Raw genomic sequence first — 18,379 nt, forward strand, 5'->3', positions numbered from 1 at the left:
GCTGAATGATGTACGGTATATCCATAGACAGACAGTCTTCGCAATCCGCAACAAGACAGCTCTGTGATCAGCTGCGGGCCATGATTCAGGCGGGGCGGCTGGAAGCCGGAACGCGGCTTCTTCCTACCCGCGTGCTGGCGAAGGAATGGGGGATCGCCAGAAATGTTGTGGTCGAAGTCTATGAACAGCTGACGGCTGAAGGCTATTTGGAAGGGCGCGTCGGTTCAGGCACGTATGTGGCGGAGGGGCTTGTAGTCTCAGCAGCTCCATCAGCTGAATCGCGTCTGGAGCTTGCCAAGCGGGAGGACGGGAAATCAAATGCTTCTCCGCAAACGTCTGTCATTGATTTTGCGACGGGTATTCCGGATCAGACCTTATTTCCGGCCTCCGCTTGGGCAAGAGCGTTGAAAGCGGCGGGCGAAGCGATCAATGAGGAACATTCGAGCTATGGGGATATCCGAGGCGATCAAGCCTTGCGCTCCGCGCTAAGGGATTATCTGTTTCGCGCCAAAGGCATCCAATGCTCGGAAGACCAAATCTTTGTCGTATCAGGCACTACGGAAGGCGTCTCCCTTCTTGCACAGTCGCTTTCTTCCCGTTTTCATTCCATTTATATTGAGAATCCGACGATTGGCTTTACGCGCGACATCTTTCAGCAGCAGCGTTACAATCTCGTCCCCGTAGAGGTCGACCGGAACGGAATGAATGTAGACCGCTTGAGCCGATTCGCTTCCGGCCATCTGGCGCTTATCACACCCTCGCATCAATTTCCGACAGGCAGCCTTCTTTCCATAAAACGTCGGCAGAAGGCGATTCACATGGCTGAAGAGGCGGATACTTACTTGATCGAGGATGATTATGACAGCGAGTTTCGATTGCGTGGGATACCCGTTCCGCCTATGCACACGCTGTCCCCTGCCCGGGTCATCTATGCGGGGACCTTCAGCAAAACGCTGATGCCCAGCCTAAGAACCGGATTTCTTATTATCCCTGCGGGTCTGACGAGGCATATCGCCGATATGAAAGAAAGGCTGAATCTCTATACCCCGCTTGTTCTTCAAAAAGCATTAGCCCGCTTCATCGCGGACGGTCAATTCGAGCGGCATGTATTGGCGATGAAAAAAGTGTATAAAAAACGAAGAATGCTGCTAAAAGACCGGCTTTATGATGCATTTGGATCCCATATTTCTGTTCTAGGGGACGAGGCGGGCATGCATGTGCTCGTTCAATTCACGGATGCGCGGCTCGCCCAGCTTCCGTGGAAAGAAACCGCGGACTACGGGTTCCTTGTTGAGACGACGGATGATTACCAGCTGCCGTCCCCTTTCCCTGTTGAGACAAAAGGGATTGTATTAGGATACGGCAACTTAACCGAGCAACAGATCGAAGAAGGCGTGCAAAGGATTCGAGCGTTCGCCGCTTCAATCGAATGAACAGATTAAATAAAAAAAGCACCTCCAATGCTAGCGGTGTCCTAACATTGGAGGTGCAGAGCGACATTCTTTCTCTCAAACCAATAACGTATATTTCTGGCGAGCGATCCGCGTCGCATCCACCATATTCCGAAGCGAGGCGGCGGTTTCTTCATAACCTCGCGTTTTCAGTCCGCAATCCGGGTTAATCCAGAACAGCTTCGGATCGAGCACGCGCAAAGCGCGATCGATCATGCCCGTCATCTCCTCTATTTCGGGAACGCGCGGACTATGAATATCGTAGACGCCAAGCCCAATCCCTAGCTTATACGTATTATGCTCAAAGCTGCTGATCAGCTCGCCGTGGCTTCGCGAGGTCTCGATGGAGATAACGTCCGCATCCATTGCTTCAATGGACGCGATCATGTCATGGAACTCGCAATAACACATATGCGTGTGAATTTGGGTCGAATCCTTCACCGTGCAAGTGGTCATTCGGAACGCTTTGACCGCCCACGCCAAGTAATCCGCTTGGTCCGACTTTTTAAGCGGCAGCCCTTCGCGGACTGCCGGCTCATCGACTTGGATCATCCCGATACCGGCTTGCTCAAGCGCCTCCACCTCTTGTCTCAGCGCGTACGCAAGCTGATAAGCGATTTGCTCGCGAGGCAGATCATCCCGAACGAACGACCAGTTCATAATGGTGATCGGTCCGGTAAGCATACCCTTCACTGGACGTACCGTCTTCGACTGCGCGTAGGCGGTCTCGTTCACCGTCATCGGCGCTTCGAACGCGACGTCTCCGTAAATAATCGGAGGCTTCACGCAGCGCGAGCCGTAGGACTGCACCCATCCGAACTGAGTAAATGCAAATCCGGACAGCTTTTCCCCGAAAAATTCCACCATGTCCGTACGCTCGAATTCACCGTGAACCAGCACATCCAGCCCGATTTCCTCCTGAAGCCTGATCCACGTGTCGATCTGCTCTTGAATAAACGCCGTATAACGCTCCCCGCTCCACTCGCCCTTGCGCCATAGCTGACGAGCCTTTCGCACCTCGGCCGACTGCGGGAAGCTCCCGATTGTTGTCGTTGGGAGCAGCGGCAGACGCCATGTTTTCTGTTGAAGGGAGTAACGCTCCTGGAACGGAAGCTTGCGCCTTGCTTCTTGCGCGTTTATAGCGGCAACAGCTTGATGAACGGCTGTCCGGTTCCGTTCGTCCGAAAGACGCAATGCGTTTAGCGACTTCTCGCATGCTTCCAGCTCGGAAGCGATTGAAGCTTCACCTGCCGTCAACCCCTTTACCAGCACAACGAGCTCATCCAGCTTCTCGTCCGCGAACGCAAGAGCGCCCTTCAGCTCCGGCAGCAGCTGTCTCTCCTCGATTACTGTAACAGGGACATGCAGCAGACTGCAGGAGGTTTGCACGATCAACTGGTCGCTTGCGGCGTGGCCTTCCAGCTCCTTCAGCAGCTCCAGCTTTTCTTGCAAGGAAGCCTTCCAAATGCCTCGTCCGTCGATGACACCGGCGCCAAGCACCTTGTCTGCGGGGAAGCCGAACAATCGAATCGCCTGAATATTGCCCGCGTATCCGTGAACAAAATCAAGGCCAATTCCATCGACAGGCAGCCGAACCAAATCCGTATAATCTTCTGCGGATTCGAAGTACGTTTGCAGCATGATTTTCAAGCCCGGCGCTGATGCCTTAAACGTATTGTAAATAAGCTGAAGCCTTTTCCTATCCTCCGCATCTACATTCGTGACGAGAATCGGCTCGTCGATCTGAACCCACTCGACTCCTTCTTGAGCGAGCTCCTTCAAAATCTGGACATAAAGCGGAAGCAGCCGGTTCAGCCACTCATCGGTTTCTTCCGGCTTATAACCTTTGGACAGCTTCAGGAAGGTAAGCGGACCAACGATGACCGGCCTTCCTTCGATGCCGAGCTCCGCCTTCGCTTCTCGGTACGCGATTAACGGTTTATTCTCCGTAACTGCCGGAGAGACGCCGTTCAGCTCGGGAACGATATAATGGTAGTTCGTGTTGAACCATTTCGTCATTTCGCATGCCGCCGCATCCTTTGTGCCCCGCGCCATTCCGTAATAGACATGAAGCGGCACCGGACCGCCCTCATATCCAAACCGCTTCGGAATCAAGCCGAACATCGCCGCGGTATCCAGGATGTGATCATAATAGCTGAAATCGTTAACCGGTATGACGTCGATTCCTTTCTCCTGCTGCTTGCGCAGATGTTGGATTCGAATCTCCCGCAACGTCTGGCGAAACGCCGTTTGATCAAGCTTGCCTGCCCAGAACGCTTCAAGGGCTTTCTTCCATTCCCGATTCGCGCCGATACGCGGATACCCTAATACACCGCTAATTGCCATCTTGCAACACTCCTTATATGAATGGTTACAAGAAAGATAACACGGTTTTGAAGGTATAGCGTAACTCGAAATAACTATATCTGGATATAGCCAAAAGCTATAATAAGGAAATTATTCGCCAATCGCTTCCTTCAGCGCTTCGATGTATGCCGCCCCCAGCAACGATAACGGCACGCTGCGGTGCGAGATCCAGCCGACGTGAATCTCTTCTTCTATCGCGAGAGGCACAGGTATAATTTCGTTGCCGTTCAGGTCGGCGCTTAGCACGCCCGTCGAAATCGTGTAGCCGTTCAAGCCGATTAAAAGATTGAACAAGGTCGCGCGGTCGTTCACCCGAATGCTCTTCTTATGCGTCAGGGTGCTTAAAATCTCCTCCGAGAAATGAAACGAATTATATTCGCCTTGATCGAAGGATAGATACGGATAATCCTGCAGCTGGTCGATTGTAACGACGGACTGCTTGGCGAGCGGATTTTTGATGCTGATAAAAATATGCGGTTTCGCCGTAAATAAGCTGTTGAATTGCAAATTGGCTGATTTCAGCAGCTTATGAATGACCTTCCCGTTGAATTCATTTACATAGAGAATGCCGATTTCGCTTCGCATGTTTTTTACGTCTTCGATGATTTCATAGGTCTTCGTCTCGCGCAGCGCAAGCTCGTATTCTTCATGCCCATGCTCGTTCACCAGCTTCACGAACGCGTTCACCGCAAACGCGTAGTGCTGGGTGGAGACGGAGAAATGCTGCATCGACGGCTTCGCGTTTAAGTATCGGCTTTCGAGCAGCTCGGCTTGCTCGACAACCTGCCGGGCGTAGCTGAGGAATTCGACGCCTTCTTTGGATAAGGTAATGCCTTTATTCGTTCGCTCGAAGATCGTAATTTGCATCTCGGCTTCCAGATCCTTAATCGCGTTCGATAGGCTCGGTTGAGAGATGAACAGCCGTTTGGCCGCCTCGTTCATTGACCCCCGATTCGCGACTTCAATGACGTATTTCAGCTGCTGAAGCGTCAAAGGCTACAACTCCTTCCTCCTGCTAGGCTCGCTATTTTGGATTATTTTGGAGCTTTGGCAGCATTCTCTTATTCTCCGTCATTTCAGATCCGCAAGCCGGACACTTCGGCTGCCGGACAAAGGTAAGCGACTTGCGCATCCAGCAGGGACAATCCGGTTTACTGCACTCCCATACGGGGGTTTCGGTCAACTGACTTTCGGAATAAGACGTCATTCTGTTCCACATGCTACGGTTCATCGTAGATCCAGCTCCTTGTATGCAATTTTGTGGTCTTTCTAATTGTTACCATCGTTGCATCCTCCTTTTTTCTGCCAAAATAGGATTGATAAGCATCAAGGCATCCCGCAAAAGCGGAATGCCTTGACTCGACCATATCATGGAAAGACAGAAGTGTCAATGAATTCGAATGACCTATACGATGCCTTGCGCCATCATGGCATCCGCTACCTTCTTAAAGCCCGCGATATTCGCGCCGACTAGAAGGTTGCCCTCATGCCCGTACTCCTTCGCTGCTGCTTCGCAGCTCTCGTAAATGTTTTTCATAATCATATGCAGCTTAGCGTCCACCTCTTCAAAGGTCCATGCCAACCGCATGCTGTTTTGCGACATTTCCAAGGACGACACGGCAACCCCTCCGGCATTTGCCGCTTTAGCAGGCCCGAACAGAACGCCGTTCGTATGGAAAATATGAATCGCTTCGAGCGTAGACGGCATGTTTGCGCCTTCCCCGATCGCCTTTACTCCGTTTTGAACCAGCACCTTTGCCGCTTGCTCATCGATTTCGTTTTGCGTCGCGCAAGGAAGGGCAATGTCGCAAGGGATCGACCAGATGCCGGAGCAGCCTTCCGTATATACGGCATGCGGATGGAATTTCACGTAATCGCTGATCCGTCTGCGCTCCACTTCCTTGAGTTGAATGACCGTATCCAGCTGAATGCCTTCCGGATCGTAAATGTAGCCGTTGGAATCGCTGCAGGCCACAACGCGAGCGCCAAATTCCTGCGCCTTTTTCATGGCATAGATCGACACGTTGCCCGATCCCGACACGATCACGGTTTTGTCTTCGAAGCTTAAGCCTTTGGCTTGCAGCATCTCATTGACAAAGTATACGCAGCCGTATCCAGTCGCTTCCTTACGGGCCAGGCTTCCCCCGTACCCGATGCCTTTGCCTGTCAGAACGCCGGCTTCATGCGCCCCTCTGATCCGTTTGTATTGACCGAACATATAGCCGATCTCACGGGCGCCAACACCGATATCCCCCGCCGGAACATCCGTGTCCTGACCCAAGTATTTATAAAGCTCGGTCATAAAGCTTTGAGTAAACCGCATAATCTCTTGATCGGATTTGCCCTTCGGATCGAAGTCGGAGCCGCCTTTGCCTCCCCCGATCGGCTGTCCTGTCAACGAATTTTTGAAGATTTGCTCGAAGCCCAAAAATTTGATGATGCTTGCGCTTACGGACGGGTGGAAACGAAGGCCGCCTTTATAAGGTCCAAGCGCACTGTTAAACTGAACGCGATAGCCGCGGTTCACTTGTACGCGTCCAGCGTCGTCGACCCAAGGAACACGGAACATCACTACGCGTTCAGGTTCTACGATCCTCTCAAGTATTCCGCTCTCAATATACTCCGGATGCGCAGCAAGAATTGGCGAAAGCGTGTCGAGAATTTCTTTTACCGCTTGAAGATATTCCGTCTCGTGCTGATTTTTCATGACAACAGATTCATAGACACGCTGCACGTACTCCGCGGCATCAATTTCTCTGCTTGCTAATGTAGACTCCATAGCAATGATCTCCTTCCAATTTTTAATTTGTACAAAACGCCCAATTGTTTGTACTTTTTACACTAAGGATGTTTTATAGTGTACTTTAAAGCGATAAAGAAATCTAATAAATTTTTTCGAGAGAGCCGATTAAAACCTTTTATCGACCCTTACATGGAATGACAGATTAAAGATTCGATTAAGCTGCTAGGCCCTGGAACCCTTGCAGCAGCCTTGCTTCGTAATCTCGCTGCATGCCAAAAAGACCCCGCCAATGGCGAGGTCTATCTGTTCTTGTACGATTACAGCAGCTCTTTGCGAAGCTCGTCTGCCGACTTCGGCGAAAGATAGCCAAGCGGGATGTCAAATACGGTTTTGGCTCCGCTCAAGCCATCCTTCTTAAGTCTGTACGCAGCTCTTGCATACGCGACTAGAACGCTAGCCGTGAATTCAGGATTGCTCTCCAGCTTAAGCCCGAATTCGATAATTTGCTTCGTCCCTTCACCTGTCACGCCGCTGCGAATAACGAAACCGCCGTGCGGCATGCCGTGATGCTGGGTTTTCAATTCTTCTTCGGTAATAAACGTTACGGTTGTGTCGTAATCGGCGAAATAATTCGGCATGTTTACGATCGTTTGCGTAATTTCATCCCGGTTCGCGCCTTCTTCGGCAACGACAAAACATTGGCGCAAATGCTTCTCTCTCGTTTGAAGCTCAGGCGTTTCGCCTGACCGGATACGATTGATCACGCTTTCTACCGGTACTGTATACTGAACGCCGGCCTTTACGCCAGGAACGCGTCTGATCGCGTCCGAGTGACCTTGGCTGACGCCTTTTCCCCAAAACGTATATTCTTTCCCCTCCGGCAGAATCGCTTCCGAAAGCAGTCTGTTCAGCGAGAATAACCCCGGGTCCCAGCCTGTAGAAATAACGCTGAGCGTATCCGCTTTCTTCGCTGCTGCATGAACCGATTCAAAAAACTCTGGAATTTTGGCATGCGTGTCAAAGCTGTCCACCGTATTAAACATGGATGCGATGAACGGTGTCTGCTCCGGTAAATCGGTCGCAGATCCGCCGCATAAGATCATGACATCAATGCTGCCTTTAAATTGTTCAACCGTAGAAATATGTTCGAAGCGCAGATTGTCTCCGGCTTCCCCTTTCATTTGCTCCGGCTCGCGTCGTGTGAATATCGCGACCAGTTCCATATCCTTGTTTTGGCGCAATGCTTGAACAACCCCGCGTCCAAGATTACCGTAACCTACAATTCCGACTTTGATCGATTGCGTCATGGATGATTCCTCCAGCTAAAAGTGTTTAATCCTTAACCATTATAGCTAACATACCTTGTTACATACAAGCTAATGCTTTATTCTCTCCGGTTAAAGAGCGAGAAAAGCGTCGTCATGATGAACCCCCCGAAAAAACCGCCTATATGGGCGGATAGGTCAACATTCGGAACGATTAGCGAATGAATAACACCGATTACAACAATCGTTTGAATCGTTCTGGCATTATGAACGCCGAATGCGGTTTTATGAAAGATGGAAAAGTAAACATAAGCCGCATAAACCCCGTAGATTGCTCCGGATGCCCCAGCCCCGATATAAGGCTCTTGGTGAGCATTTACGCTTACGAGGTTTCCCGCAACGCCGGAGACTAAATATAACGCAATAAAACGCCACTTCCCCAAAATCCTCTCAAGCGAAGCGCCAAACACATATAAGGCTGCTCCATTCATCAGCAGATGCATAAATCCGATATGCAGGAAAACGGCGCTCACATAATGCCATAATTCCGGCTTGTCGGGAAAGTTGGTCATTGCGCCGAATCGCAGAAGCGTCAATACATCCGAAGAGGAACCGTAGAGCTCCATTGCAATAAATAATAAAATATTGATCACAAGAATGACGCTCACGACCGGGAACAACCGAATGTACTGCGCCAAGCTTTCTTTCCGCGAAAACATAAAAAAGTCCTCCTGTCTGTCTGCCCGCCGGGTTAAGTTTCTTTTGTTTATAAGGACGGCATCGCTTTATCCGCAACGAGATTCAATTGAACCTGATGCTCAAGAAGCGCCTTCAGACCGCATAACACGATCGTATAACCGCCCATCGAGTCAATCGCTTGACTGACAATTGAATCCCCGTCGCCGGAAAATCCTTGGCTCGTAATTGTTACATGCGTACCGATTTCTCCAATGGACCTAAAGCTCCATTCCGCCGTTGTCCCATCGGAGAATTCGACATGGATGCTTCTATTCGGTTCTATAGCTTTCACGAAAATCTCATCGTGAACGCCGTACATTTCCCAATCCCATCGAACCTTGCTTCCTGCCTCAAGTCTGCCGCTGCTTTTCGTAAACCAGAACTTTGTCGTTACTTCGGGATCGATAAAGGCTTCGAATACTTGCTGAACAGGCTTTCTTATCAACATTTCCGCTTTCACAACAGGCCTTTCCTTCATCGTTAACATGGCGTAGCTTCACTCTTTCCTAAAGATTTGATATACCAAACATCGCATGCGTAATGCTCAGAGCCTGCAAGCGGTGTAGGTAAAGACTCAAAACCGTGTTTCACATAAAAACGGTTAGCCGCATGCATATTCGATAACGTCTCTATGTAGCACTTGCCGTAATGCTTCGCTGCGAAGCTTAGCGCCGTATCCAAGAGCTTCGCCGCTATGCCGCTTCCTCTGACCGCCTTCAGCAGATACATTTTTTGAAGCTCGCACACGTCTTCCAGATCCGCAAATGGCGCGATTCCGCATCCGCCGACAACTTCCCCGCCATGTTCAATTACCCAGTAAGCCCTTCCTGGCTGATTATAATAAGCATACAGATCGCTCATGCTTTCATCGGCCCACGCCAGCCCCTCCCGATTGCCGCCAAATTCAATCAGGCACTCTCTAATCACGTTCTCAATTGCCGCATTGTCTGCGAACTTCAGTAGTCTAATAAACACGGCTGCCTATCCCTCCAGATGCTAGTCTGCTTCTTATTATACAGAATGTTTGCGAAAGGTCGACCAGATCACGACAGGGATTAATAGCAGCGACATCGTTCCGCCGATGAGAGCCAGCGCCTCATAACTGGCATTTGCGGCGATAACGCCGGACATCGCCCCTCCTGACGCCCCCGCCAAGGCAATCAGGACATCTATCGTGCCTTGCGTTTTGGCTCGCGTCGCTTGCGTTGTTGCATCGACGATAAGGGCTGTTCCGCTAATTAAGCCCAAATTCCACCCTAGACCAAGCAGCGCTAGGGCCGTAATAAGGGAAACCATTGAATCTGCAGGTCCAAACGCGGCCAAGAGCCCGGCTGCTAACAAAATAACGCCCGCTGCGCATGACATTGCCAATCGACCGAGCTTATCAATGAGTATTCCGGTTACGAGCGATGGCAAATACATCGCCCCGATATGAATCCCGATAACGAGCCCAACCTCTGTAAGTCCGTGACCATGATGCTTCATATGAACGGGAGTCATCGTCATAATAGCGACCATAACGATTTGGGTAAGAATCATGACAGCAGCGCCTAAGACGATACCTCTTTTCGACGATTCCGCTTGAGGTAACGCTGCCGCAGATCGCTGCGCTTGCTGAAGATCCGCCTCCGCAATTTGCTTTGCGAGGAACAGCGGGTCCGGTCGGAGCAGCAAGAGCAGGATGCTTCCCGCCAGCAGGAAAGCGGCGGAAGCGAGCAGAAATGGCCCTGCTAACGTTGGGATATGGATCGATTCCGCAAAGCTTCCCGTCACCTCCACGAGATTAGGCCCCGCCACCGCCCCGAACGTTGTCGATACCATCGCGATACTAACCGCCGTCGCCCGCTGATGCGGTTTCGCCAGATCCGTCCCGGCGTATCTGGCGATCATATTGGAAGCCGTGCCGGCCCCGTACAAGAGAAGCGATAAGAATAGTAATATCGCATGATTCGTTACTGCGGATAATACAACGCCCGCAGCTCCAATGCCGCCGGCAAAAAAACCTCCAGCAAGACCGCTGCGTCTCCCGAACTTCCCCGACAAACGGCCGACAAGGAAGGATGTAAGAGCTGAGCCAAGCGTAATCAACGCCGCAGGGAGCCCGGCATACCGTTCGGTGCCCAGCATTTCTTGCGCAAGCAGCGCCCCGACCGTGACGCCGGCGGCCAGTCCGGCTCCGCCGAATAATTGCGAGAAGACAACCGTCCATAGTGTGCGTTTATACGCGCGATCTCTCTGCTCCATTAAATAGCCAAACGTTTCTAGCCTACTCCCCGCCGTTTGAAGCTGCGCATGATTGGTCAATATTATCCCCCCTAATGATTGTAATAATGAATGATACTCGTAATCGTACGCCCGCCATTACGCGCTGTCAAATAAAAAAAGAACGCTGCTTTCCTAGTCGGGTAACTAGTAAGAGCGTCCCTCGATTGATCATTCCGTGTTATACGATTGCTCCTGCAGTCTCCACAATTTGTAACGCTTGATGAAAGCTTTGTTCGTCGAGGACTACCGTCAGACAAAAATTATAACCCGTCACTTTATTTTCGGGACCTCCCGAGCTAAGTCCGCTTGCGCTTACGCTTGTCGCCGCAAGCACGCCGGCATCCTTCTGAAAATCCCCTCCAAGCGTCAAGAACCCGAGACCTGGGAAATCGCCTGTTAACGGATTAAAGGATTCATCTACCCCATCGCCAGGATAACCGTCAACATTCGTAATCGAGCTGTCAACGACGCCTCCGATCGCTTCGATTTGTTTCAGGGCCTGCTCCGCCTCATCCCGCCTTTTAAAAAAGGCGATTATGTTTTTTTCCGCCATGTCACGCTGTCCTTTCTTCCATTACTTGATGGCTGCAGCCTACTTGTTGCCTTTTTTGGATTCCGCTACTTCTGAATCTTTATTATTGCCGGGATTGCCCTTACGCTTCACTGATTCGTTAGTCGACATAACGAGCCTGCCTCCTTCCTTACCGGTTTGCGTTCATTCCATTTTCCCCTCATCGCGATCGAAATATGTGGCAGCCTCTTCTGCCTCATTGTTGTAATGAATACGTTAGCGGCGGTTGACGAATAATGAAGAAGCCAGTTCACTGTTTTCATTTCCTAATGGATAAGAGGTGCTCTTGCTTGTGGAAAAAACCAAATCACGAAAGCTGAATATCTCGTTCCAAAGCGATCTGGAGCTTCGGGAAGTTAAAACGTCTACTCAAAAAACAAAGTCTAAAGGCAGCTCCAAGGGACATCTTTGGGAATTCATCGCAATTGCCACCATCCCCATGGTGCTTGTGTTCGGCAACTCCATGCTCGTTCCAGTGCTGCCCGAAATGCAAAAAGCGCTCGGCATCACGAAATTCCAAAGCAGCTTGATCATTTCGATCTTTTCGCTGGCGGCAGGCGTCTGTATCCCGGTCATTGGCTACTTGTCCGATCAGCTCGGCAGGAAAATCATCATTATACCCGCGCTTATTATTTACGGCGGCGCTGGCGTTCTGGCCGGAATGGGGGCCATTTGGGATTCCTATACGATCATCATTATCGCAAGGGCGATACAAGGCATCGCGGCCGCAGGAACCGCGCCGATCGCGATGGCGCTTGTCGGAGATATGTATGACGGCGGGACAGAGAGCAAAGCGCTTGGATTAACCGAAGCCTCGAATGGAACCGGGAAGGTGCTAAGTCCGATCATCGGCTCCCTCCTCGCTTTGATCGTATGGTACGCATCCTTTTTTGCTTTTCCGGTTTTCTGCGCGTTATCCTTACTGGCCGTCATGTTTTTAATTAAGGAGCCGAAGCATGACCACAAGCAGAAGCTGAAGGATTATCTCCATAAAATCGGTATCATTTTTAAAGAAAAAGGACGCTGGCTGATTACCTCGTTTTTTGCCGGCTCGCTTGGGCTTTTTATTTTATTCGGGGTCCTGTTCTATTTGTCCAATATATTGGAGAAGGAACCTTATTCGATTGACGGTGTTATAAAAGGCTTGATATTGTCCATTCCCCTGCTTGGAATGGTGATCACTTCCTATACGACGGGAAGCTTAATCAAAAAAAATGGCCGGTTGATCAGGCTGCTGATGAACATCGGGTTAGTCGCAATGACCGTCTCTCTTGCCGCAACGATTTTTTTCTTTAAAAATATTTATGTCTTTATCGGATTGTTAACGTTAAGCAGCATCGGCACAGGCCTGCTGCTCCCCTGCTTAAATACGATGATTACCGGCTCCGTAAAGAAAAGCGAGCGCGGTATGATTACTTCGCTGTATAATAGCTTGCGGTTTTTAGGCGTAGCATTCGGTCCGCCTTTATTCGGCTGGATGATGGATCAATCGGACCGCTTAGTGTTTATATCCGTTTCCTCTTTATCGCTGCTGACGCTCGGACTGGTGTTTTTCTTAATCAAGCCGCCGCAAAAGGTCAGCTAACACAAAGGCGCATTTCCGGGCAGGCGAGCCCGTAAATGCGCCTTTTGAGCTATGGGATTTAGAATCGGGCATTGAACTGCTTCAAATCATCGACTAATGCTTGGGAGTACGTTGCGGTTTCTTCCGAGTCATCGCTGTTTTGCTCCATGGTCTCTTCAAATTGCGTGACAAGCGCGGAGGAGATAAATTCCGCGTTGACCCCGTAGTGCTTCATGATCGCAAACAGCTGGTCCAAGTTTTGGTGGTTATCAATAATTTCATGCAAGCGGCTCATCCTGCTGCTCCTTTCATTTTCATGTACCCCTTATTGTTTACCGGTCATCCTGTTGCTATTCCCCTGAATTGGTACGTCAATCGTAAGATAATTTCCTTGCGGATTGGCATAATAAACTGAAACGGAGGTGAACCTTGTGGAACCCAATGCAACCAATCAAAGCGAGAATAAAGCAGAGCAGCTGCAAGGCAGCGAACTGACGCATGAGCAGTTTTCGGATGTCTATACGGCAGGAACAAGCGACGGCATTCACCAGCTGGCAGATAAACAAATTAAAATCGAAAATGAACCTTATTCGGAGTAATAAAACAAAAATCCCCCATTCTCCATGGGGGATTCATCATACGATATGTATTCTGGCAGAGAGGAAGGGATTCGAACCCTCGATACGCGGTTAACGTATACACGATTTCCAATCGTGCTCCTTCGACCACTCGGACACCTCTCTATGATGATCGAACCGCTTGTCTCTTTGCGGCCGGATTTATAATATAACACGATTATAAAATAAAATCCAGAGGAAATGCTTAACTTCATCCTTCGGAAACAAGGAGCCTAACCGGCTCCTTTTTCATGATCTTCCCCGCTTGTTAGTTCCTTTGGCCTCATTGCAACAAGCAATACAGCTGGAATGAGAAGCAGGAAGCATACAGCAACCATTGGCCATACACGGTTTAGATTAAAAAGCTGAATGGAGCTCTCGAAGAACCAGATCGAGCAGACAAAGATCAATAATCCGACTGGGTAAACCAGACGTTGTCCCGACGATTCTGGCACCACCCGCTTGATGCCGTTGCAGACGATAAATATACTATAGCCTATTTTTGCGATCATGGCCGGGTACCATATTCCAACAATCGGCAGGTCGAACCGGTCAAGAAAGTCAGTGACCCTAATTTGACGGACTAGCTCATATGTAGGATACAGCATTCGGGACATGATGGGAATGCCCAGAATGAGCACAGACTGCACGAGAAGGGTTAGCATTGCCAGCGTTCCGAGCAAAAGTCCAAGAGAGGCATGTTTGAAACGCAGCTTGCCGTTCGTGAACATAAACGCAATTCCAATAATTTCGCCGAGATAAGGAAGGACGAACCAGCTCCCGATTAATATCCCGGGCGTATTAAATTCCAGAAAGGGCCTGGCAAACTGTATATCGTACTCACCGAAAAGCACAAACGGTATGGACAACAGTAATAAGAGCAGCAGGATTCCGTATATTTCTGTTGCCCTCCCTAGCACCTCCACTCCGCCGTATACAAGAAATACGGCGGAGATCATGACGAGAAATGCAATAACGCCAAGCGGCGTCGTAGGCAGTAACACGACATTTGTAAAATCGGTTACTAAGCGAAGATCGCGTACCGCTACATAGAAGAAAAAGAGGACATACAGGGCGCTCGTTATCCTGCCTCCAACTGGGTAGCGATTGATCAAAGCTTGAAACAAGTCTTGCTTCGGAAATCGTCCAAGAACCTTTGTTATCATCCAGATTCCAAACAGAACAACTGCTGCTGAAACGATAAGCGATATTCCCACGTGCTGCCTTGCATAATATACCATTTGGGTTGGAACGGTAATGAGCGTCGTAACGAGCGTATAGATGGTGCCGATAATGACAATTTGCCGACTTGTAATTTTCTGCAAAGAAATCTCAGCCCTCTCTAAATACGTTGATCGGCTCAAATGGAACCAATGGCTCCAATTGCTCCAATAGAGCGCTTGGATAGACGGTCGGCAAGAATGAAGAGAGATAAGCCCAGATGAGGAAGGCTGCAGAGCAAATACCAATCCCCAAATATTTGTTGACGGTATTCGTCTTCGCAAAATTCCTTCTCTCGATCAGCAGGTAACACATGATGCAGAGAATAAAGGATGCCAGTTGTCCGACATTCATTTTATTTCCTTCTCCTTTCGCGCGAACGGCTTCGTAACCGAACCAATATTTTCAATATCGACTTCTGCATGTGCTTCGATACTTATTTCAGGGTACAGCTGTCTCCATTTGGACTTATACGCTTTCCATACGGCCGGCCTTTTTGTATGCAGCATTCGACCAAAGCCTACCCCATCCGATTTAAGCTTCTGCATCTTTTGGATGCCGCTCTTGATATCCTTTTCGATTTTTTGCTTCATTTTAGCTTCAAATGCCTCGATATGGGAATGATTAGAAAGCTCGTACTTGGATTCATTCTCAAGAATCGTTCCGATTGCATGCACAATGATGCGAAAGCTGATGGTATCGCCTTGAATACGGGGCTCTAGAATGGTGCGGTAATGAAGGAACTGCGCGGTTATTTCCCCAGATCCGTCCGGAGCCTGGATGCTCACCTCCGGCTCTTTCGCCTGGCCCATAGCCCACAGCACGCCATCGGCTTCCTCTCCATCTAAAAAACCGGCAAGCTTGTTATCCGAAAATACGGCTATGCCGTCCATTCGAATCGTTTGCTGAGACTTGACCCCTTGTGCTGTGTTTGTTTTCGTAACATTCACTGCTGGAAGAACCAGATCAACACCTTCCATTAGCATCACGTTGATCGTGTTTTTTAACGTACGAGGAACTTTCATTGATACGATGGCTAACTCCCGAAGACTTTCGGAAGAGAACATCTCGATCGAAGTCTTTGTTCCGAGCACATGAACTGCAGGTCCTCTACTTACAATAACGAGCGACGTTAAGCGGTTTTGGGGAATGCGGGCAAGCACATCCATGATGGGCTCGATTCCTTCACGTGCCAATTCCTCTCCGACTAGGATCGTTCGTCGATGCGAAAAATTGAGTCTGCGTGAAATCCCTTTTTGCTGAAGGCTGTTCGCTTGGCGAACCGTCTTCGCTGTCCTCGAGTCGATGTACCATCCCTCTTTGCCGGAAGTGCCTCCTCCTCCGCCTTTGCTTCCCCCAAGTTGACCCGGGAGAGCGATTTGAATGGTGGCTCTATATTTATCCCCTTCTTTATCAATCGCCGAGCCCATGACAAACGCAACGTCGTTCACTTCTATCCGATCCCAGCAGCCAGTCAGAAGCATGAGGATGAGAAGCAGACAGCCGATTACACTTACGCGCATAGATGCTCACCAGCTTTCTTTCGGGTCTTTAGGTTTGACTCTAGCATTCATTCGCCTTCGGCCGTTTCGCCCCTTACTCGAAATCGAATCCGGCCGTAGAACCATTCTCCACCAAGGCTGTCGAATGAAGATATCCTTCTGGTCATCCTTGGAGTAAGGGGTCACTCCGGACAAGTATGGCACGCCGAAGGAACGTAAATGACACAAATGCGCAAGTATCCATACGCTTGCGATGATCATGCCGAATAAGCCGAATAAGGCGGCCATAATAAAGATCGGAAATCGCAGCAGTCGCACTGAAATGGCCAGATTAAACCGTGGAATCGTGAAGGAAGCGACACCGGTAACCGCGACAATAATAACCATCGGCGCGGAGACGATTCCGGCTTCCACGGCCGCTTGGCCAATGACAAGCGCGCCAAGTATGCTCACCGCTTGTCCTACGGTTTTGGGCAATCGAATACCGGCCTCTCGCAGCGCCTCGAAGGATAATTCCATAATCAGCACTTCGACCAGCGCAGGAAAAGGGATCGACTCCCTTGCCGCCGCAATGCTCAATATTAAAGTGGTCGGCAGCATGTCTTGATGAAACGTAATCACCGCTATGTACAAACCCGGCAGGAACAACGCCAAGAACAAAAACACGATTCGAAGCCAACGAAGGAGGTTCGATATATAATATCGCTCGTAATAGTCCTCACTCGCCTGAAGCATCTGCCATAAGGTGATGGGAGCTACCAGCACGAATGGGGTGCCGTCAACGAAGATGGCAAATCTCCCCTCGAGGAGCTGCGCGGCAATCGTATCGGGACGCTCGCTGTACTGCATTTGCGGGAAAGGCGAATACGGGCTGTCCTCGATCAGTTCTTCAATATACCCGCTTTCCAGAACAGCGTCGATTTGGATAGCTTCAAGCCTTTTTGTTACCTCTTCCACGATTTTGGGATCGATAATTCCGTCGATATAGGATAATACGATGCTCGTTTGTGTCCGCTCGCCTTTTGTAAAGCTGACGGTCTTCAAATCGGGCGATTTGATCTTAAAACGCAGCAATGCCGTATTCACCCTCAGATTTTCCGTAAATCCCTCTCTCGGGCCTCTGACGACCGCTTCCGTTGTCGGTTCCTCGACCCCGCGTCTAGTTCCGCCCTTCACGCTGTACATCGCAGCTTGCGCGTAGCCTTCAATCAGCACTACTGCGCTAGAAGTCAGGACGGCGTACACCACATCGCCTAATTGGCTAGTGAGCTCGGCCTGTGACAACGATATCCATGCCTGATCTAGCGTTTTGGGCTCCGCTGACATGTCTTTAGCCTGGAAATAATGCATTAGAGGGTGTAGGACATGGTCATTTATTAGCTGTGACTCTACGATTCCTTCCGTGTAGACAATTAAGGCATCCGTATCGGCGTTTAACTTGATCGGACGGAACACAATATCGGAACACCCGGTGAAGATATGCTCCAGCCTGCTTTTATTGTCCTCTAATTTTACAGACAACGGTTCCTTCTCCTCGCGCAGCATTTTCAAAGAATCCGTATCGCTGCCTGACGCATCTTGTCCGCGTTTTGGATGAAGCTCTCTCCAAAATCGTTTCATGACCTAATCATTTCACCTCCAGACATGTGCGATTGCCATTTTTTTAGTGTATCCATAATGCCCCGAACTATTAGAAAATGCAGCCTGAAGTGTTACATTACTGCCTGATTTCAAAACAAAAAAGCCTACCATATCGTTCTATGGTAAGCTTCTAGAAATCGCGATATTTGCGCCTTGAAAACTGGATACGAAAGTTTGCTGAACTTTAGCTTGTAATTGGGGTCCCCGCAAAGTATCAGGAATAATCCTCGAAGCATTCGCTTCACTTTGTGGGGTTTCTTAGGATAAGCCCTCGACCGATTAGTATTCGTCAGCTCCACACGTTGCCGTGCTTCCACCCCGAACCTATCAACCTCGTCGTCTTCAAGGGGTCTTACGAATTGGGAAATCTCATCTTGAGGGGGGCTTCACGCTTAGATGCTTTCAGCGCTTATCCCGTCCGTACTTGGCTACCC

18 protein-coding genes, 1 tRNA gene and 1 rRNA gene are annotated in these 18,379 nt (G+C 49.8%); 3 read left to right on the forward strand and 17 right to left on the reverse strand.

The window, feature by feature from the left end; translation table 11 throughout:
* The first annotated feature begins 8 nt into the window (after positions 1 to 8).
* Positions 9 to 1,433 (forward strand): MocR-like pyridoxine biosynthesis transcription factor PdxR, encoded by a 1,425-nt coding sequence (gene pdxR / locus D3P08_RS20925; protein ID WP_119602065.1) that lies wholly within the window; start codon positions 9 to 11, stop codon positions 1,431 to 1,433.
* A 75-nt stretch (positions 1,434 to 1,508) separates the two neighbouring features.
* Here the strand turns inward: pdxR and metE are convergent, their stop codons facing one another.
* The 10 genes from metE to D3P08_RS20975 all read right to left on the reverse strand — a co-directional run bounded on the left by metE (position 1,509) and on the right by D3P08_RS20975 (position 11,382).
* Positions 1,509 to 3,797, reverse strand: coding sequence for a 5-methyltetrahydropteroyltriglutamate--homocysteine S-methyltransferase (metE, locus tag D3P08_RS20930; RefSeq protein ID WP_119602066.1), 2,289 nt, complete (start codon positions 3,795 to 3,797; stop codon positions 1,509 to 1,511).
* A gap of 111 nt (positions 3,798 to 3,908) precedes the next feature.
* Entirely contained in the window at positions 3,909 to 4,811 is a 903-nt protein-coding gene (locus D3P08_RS20935) for a LysR family transcriptional regulator (RefSeq protein WP_119602067.1), read from the reverse strand.
* Between the two features lie 31 nt (positions 4,812 to 4,842).
* Positions 4,843 to 5,049, reverse strand: coding sequence for a cold-inducible protein YdjO-related protein (locus D3P08_RS20940; RefSeq protein WP_338068733.1), 207 nt, complete (start codon positions 5,047 to 5,049; stop codon positions 4,843 to 4,845).
* A 174-nt stretch (positions 5,050 to 5,223) separates the two neighbouring features.
* Positions 5,224 to 6,597, reverse strand: coding sequence for an NADP-specific glutamate dehydrogenase (gene gdhA, locus D3P08_RS20945; RefSeq protein ID WP_119602068.1), 1,374 nt, complete (start codon positions 6,595 to 6,597; stop codon positions 5,224 to 5,226).
* 281 nt (positions 6,598 to 6,878) lie between these two features.
* A complete protein-coding gene (locus tag D3P08_RS20950) occupies positions 6,879 to 7,868 on the reverse strand; it encodes a diaminopimelate dehydrogenase (protein ID WP_119602069.1) in 990 nt (329 codons plus the stop codon).
* A gap of 77 nt (positions 7,869 to 7,945) precedes the next feature.
* Complete coding sequence (locus D3P08_RS20955; RefSeq protein WP_119602070.1) at positions 7,946 to 8,545, reverse strand: rhomboid family intramembrane serine protease; 600 nt, start codon at positions 8,543 to 8,545, stop codon at positions 7,946 to 7,948.
* Positions 8,546 to 8,592: 47 nt separating this feature from the next.
* Positions 8,593 to 9,051, reverse strand: a complete 459-nt coding sequence (locus D3P08_RS20960) for an SRPBCC family protein (RefSeq protein WP_119602071.1) — start codon at positions 9,049 to 9,051, stop codon at positions 8,593 to 8,595.
* On the reverse strand, positions 9,045 to 9,539 hold the full coding sequence (locus D3P08_RS20965) for a GNAT family N-acetyltransferase (protein ID WP_119602072.1): 495 nt from the start codon (positions 9,537 to 9,539) through the stop codon (positions 9,045 to 9,047). Before D3P08_RS20965 ends, D3P08_RS20960 begins: the two co-directional genes overlap by 7 nt.
* A 36-nt stretch (positions 9,540 to 9,575) precedes the next feature.
* Positions 9,576 to 10,808 carry an MFS transporter gene (locus D3P08_RS20970; protein ID WP_119602090.1) on the reverse strand — a complete coding sequence of 411 codons (1,233 nt, stop codon included), beginning with the start codon at positions 10,806 to 10,808 and terminating at the stop codon, positions 9,576 to 9,578.
* 199 nt (positions 10,809 to 11,007) lie between these two features.
* Positions 11,008 to 11,382: a hypothetical protein gene (locus D3P08_RS20975; protein ID WP_119602073.1), complete on the reverse strand. Its 375-nt coding sequence runs from the start codon at positions 11,380 to 11,382 to the stop codon at positions 11,008 to 11,010.
* Positions 11,383 to 11,692: 310 nt separating this feature from the next.
* Between D3P08_RS20975 and D3P08_RS20980 the strand changes: the two genes are divergently transcribed.
* Entirely contained in the window at positions 11,693 to 12,985 is a 1,293-nt protein-coding gene (locus D3P08_RS20980; protein WP_119602074.1) for an MFS transporter, read from the forward strand.
* A 58-nt stretch (positions 12,986 to 13,043) separates the two neighbouring features.
* Here the strand turns inward: D3P08_RS20980 and D3P08_RS20985 are convergent, their stop codons facing one another.
* Positions 13,044 to 13,259 carry a hypothetical protein gene (locus D3P08_RS20985; protein WP_119602075.1) on the reverse strand — a complete coding sequence of 72 codons (216 nt, stop codon included), beginning with the start codon at positions 13,257 to 13,259 and terminating at the stop codon, positions 13,044 to 13,046.
* Between the two features lie 136 nt (positions 13,260 to 13,395).
* Between D3P08_RS20985 and D3P08_RS20990 the strand changes: the two genes are divergently transcribed.
* Positions 13,396 to 13,563 carry a DUF4025 domain-containing protein gene (locus D3P08_RS20990; RefSeq protein WP_162848554.1) on the forward strand — a complete coding sequence of 56 codons (168 nt, stop codon included), beginning with the start codon at positions 13,396 to 13,398 and terminating at the stop codon, positions 13,561 to 13,563.
* 53 nt (positions 13,564 to 13,616) lie between these two features.
* Here D3P08_RS20990 and D3P08_RS20995 read toward each other — a convergent pair.
* The 6 genes from D3P08_RS20995 to D3P08_RS21015 form a co-directional block, all read right to left on the reverse strand.
* A tRNA-Ser gene (locus D3P08_RS20995) sits at positions 13,617 to 13,707 on the reverse strand.
* Between the two features lie 107 nt (positions 13,708 to 13,814).
* The gene (locus D3P08_RS21000) at positions 13,815 to 14,906 is read right to left on the reverse strand and encodes a GerAB/ArcD/ProY family transporter (protein ID WP_162848555.1); all 1,092 of its coding nucleotides are present in this window, start codon (positions 14,904 to 14,906) and stop codon (positions 13,815 to 13,817) included.
* Positions 14,907 to 14,913: 7 nt separating this feature from the next.
* Positions 14,914 to 15,156: a hypothetical protein gene (locus D3P08_RS27405; protein ID WP_162848556.1), complete on the reverse strand. Its 243-nt coding sequence runs from the start codon at positions 15,154 to 15,156 to the stop codon at positions 14,914 to 14,916.
* The gene (locus tag D3P08_RS21005; protein ID WP_119602078.1) at positions 15,153 to 16,325 is read right to left on the reverse strand and encodes a Ger(x)C family spore germination protein; all 1,173 of its coding nucleotides are present in this window, start codon (positions 16,323 to 16,325) and stop codon (positions 15,153 to 15,155) included. Before D3P08_RS21005 ends, D3P08_RS27405 begins: the two co-directional genes overlap by 4 nt.
* 6 nt (positions 16,326 to 16,331) lie before the next feature.
* Entirely contained in the window at positions 16,332 to 17,849 is a 1,518-nt protein-coding gene (locus tag D3P08_RS21010) for a spore germination protein (protein WP_240647687.1), read from the reverse strand.
* A gap of 355 nt (positions 17,850 to 18,204) precedes the next feature.
* Positions 18,205 to 18,379, reverse strand: a 23S ribosomal RNA gene (locus D3P08_RS21015); the annotation flags it as partial.

Origin of the sequence: Paenibacillus nanensis (genome assembly GCF_003583765.1) — a bacterium.
GTDB lineage: Bacteria > Bacillota > Bacilli > Paenibacillales > Paenibacillaceae > Pristimantibacillus > Pristimantibacillus nanensis.